We start from the raw sequence: 2,982 nt of genomic DNA on the forward strand, positions 1-2,982 counted from the left end.
GGTGAAGCCCTCCTTGGAGGCGCCGACTGTCACCTTCGTCATCTTTTCGCCCCCGAGCGACCGGTTCAGCACGCCGCGGCTCAATTCCGGTAGAAGCGTGTTGGTCAGGATGGCATCGATCATCCGCCCGCCGGATTCGATCTCGGTGCAGCGGGCCTTGACCAGGTCCATGACACCTTCGCCGATCACCAATTCCGCGTCGTTGGTTGCGCGTAGCCGGCGGGCGATCTTGGCGAACTGGTGGCGGGTGATCGCTTCGATCATGGAATCCGAGAGCGGATAGTAAGGAATGGTCACCACCCGGCCGAGAAAGGCCGCTGGGAAGACCTTCAGCAACGGGCTGCGCAAGGCGGTGTCAAGATCGTCGAGCCCGGCCCGTAGCGTGCCGTTCCTGGTCCGATCCATGATGACCTCCGAGCCGACATTCGAGGTGAGCAGGATCAGCGTGTTCTTGAAATCGATGCGCCGGCCCTCGCTGTCGTCCATCATGCCCTTGTCGAAAACCTGGAAGAAGATTTCGTGCACGTCCGGATGCGCCTTCTCGACCTCGTCGAGCAGGATCACCGAATAGGGTTTGCGGCGGACGGCCTCGGTCAGGATTCCACCCTTGCCATAGCCGACATATCCGGGCGGAGCGCCCTTCAAGGTAGAGACCGTATGTGCCTCCTGGAACTCGGACATGTTGATCGAGATCAGGTTCTGTTCGCCCCCGTAGAGCGTTTCGGCCAGCGCCAATGCAGTTTCGGTCTTGCCGACGCCTGAGGGACCGCAGAGCAGGAACACGCCCACCGGTTTTTCCGGCGCGCCGAGCCCGGCGCGGCTGGTCTGCACACGCTTGGCGATCATCTCCATGGCGTGATCCTGGCCGACCACGCGTTCGGACAGGGTCGCGGCGAGCCGCAGCGCCTTTTCGGTCTGGCTCGACAGCATCCGCCCGGTCGGGATTCCCGTCCAGTCCTGAACGACCGCCGCTATGGCGTTGCGGTCGACCGACGGCAGGATCAGCGGCGTTTCGCCTTGCGCCTCGGCGAGTTCGGCCATCAGTTCGCGCAGCCGGGCGAGATCGGCGCCCGGTTCGGGTGGAGGAGCGTTTGCCGCCGGTGTCTCCACGTCGGCCTTGGCCGTTTTGGTCTTTGCCGTTTTGGTTTTGGGCGTCTCGGTCTTTTGCGTTTCGGTTTGGGGTGTTGCGGTATTGGGCGGCGCAGTCTCCGCGGCGTCCGCGCCTGCCGTCCCGGCATTCGCCTCAGGCGTCTCCACAGCATCGAGCGGCACACCCTCGCCGCGCAGCCGGGCGCGCAATTCGAGTATCTCGGCAACCAGGGCCTTTTCCCGATCCCAACGTTGTTGCGCTGCGGCCAGCGTGACCTCGGTTTCGGCAAGGCCGGTGTCGACCCGTGCCTGGCGCTCGGCCACTTCGATGCCGATCGCGGCCTCGCGGCCGATGATGCCGTGCTCGACCTCCAGCGCCTGGCGGCGACGCATGATGTCTTCGACCTCGGCCGGCGTGGCATGCTGCGATATGGCGACACGGGCGCATGCGGTGTCGAGAAGGCTCACCGCCTTGTCGGGCAGTTGCCGCGCCGGGATGTAGCGATGCGACAGGCCGACCGCCGCCTCGATCGCCTCATCCAGTATCTGCACTTTGTGGTGCTGCTCCAAGACGCCGGCCACACCGCGCAACATCAGAACCGCCACCGCCTCCGACGGCTCGTCGATTTTCACCACCTGGAAACGGCGGGTCAGCGCCGGGTCTTTCTCGATGTGCTGCTTGTATTCTGCCCAGGTCGTTGCCGCGATGGTGCGAAGTTCGCCACGCGCCAGCGCCGGTTTCAGGAGATTGGCGGCATCGCCCGTTCCTGCCGCGCCGCCGGCGCCGATCAAGGTGTGGGCTTCGTCGATGAACAGGATGACCGGCGTTTCGGACGATTGAACCTCGTCGATGACAGCCTTCAGCCGTTTTTCGAATTCACCCTTCACGCTTGCACCCGCCTGCATCAATCCGACATCGAGCATGCGGACACTGACATCCTGCAGCGTGGGCGGCACGTCGCCCTGGGCGATGCGCAAGGCAAAGCCCTCGACGACCGCCGTCTTGCCGACGCCGGCCTCACCGGTCAGGATCGGGTTGTTTTGCCGGCGTCGCATCAGGATATCGACAATCTGCCTGATCTCCGGATCGCGACCGACGACCGGATCGATCTTGCCGTCGCGGGCGCGCTGGGTCAGGTCGGTGGCGTATTTCGCCAGTGCAGAATCCCCGCCCGGAGCCCGCTTCGGCGTTTCGGCCGTGGGAACCGCGATGGCCGCGCCGGCTTCGAGCGAACCTTCCATGACATCGGCGAACCGCGCGATGACCGCGTCGGCGTCGATCTTGTCGAACTCGGAACTGATTTTCGACAGCAGGCCTTCCAGCACCGGCGTCTTCAGGCAGGCAAGGAGAATATGTGCGCTGCGGACTTCCTCGACGCCGAATTCCAGCGTCGCCAGGTTCCAGGCTTCCTGGATAGCGTGGAAGATATGGTCGGAAAATTCCTCTATCGACGTAGCGCCGTAAGGCAGCTTGTCGACGGCGCGGGTCATATCGCCGGTGAGCCGGCTCGCATCCAGTCCCGCATCGGCGACTATCATTTGCACATCCGAGCGGTCGGAAAGCACCAGTTGCTCGATGAAGTGGACGAGTTCGACGTAAGGATTGCCGCGCAGCTTGGCCGTATCGGCCGCGGCCTTGAAGGCGCGCACCCCCACAGGATTGAGCTTGCCGACCAGTTCCTTGCGCTTGAAGCTCTGCGACGACCGGCGCTGTTCCATCGAACGTGCTCCTGCAATCTGCCAGTCGATAACCTGCCACAGAAGCCGCCGATTGACAAAGTGCGTGATGGACGAGGCTAGATGCGCAGTCAGCCGGTACTCAAGAAGGTCGCATTTAGCTTCTGTTAATTTTTGAGCAGTCGTTGAATTGTGGTAAAGTACAACCGTGTGATA

The 2,982-nt window shown here is 63.2% G+C and carries 1 protein-coding gene; it reads right to left on the reverse strand.

The window, feature by feature from the left end:
- Positions 1–2,808 (reverse strand): type VI secretion system ATPase TssH (tssH, locus tag ACXJ7R_RS28945; RefSeq protein ID WP_457154817.1); only part of this gene is annotated, 2,808 nt, incomplete at its 3' end.
- Positions 2,809–2,982 lie beyond the last annotated feature (174 nt).

Source organism: Mesorhizobium sp. P5_C1 (assembly GCF_054049815.1).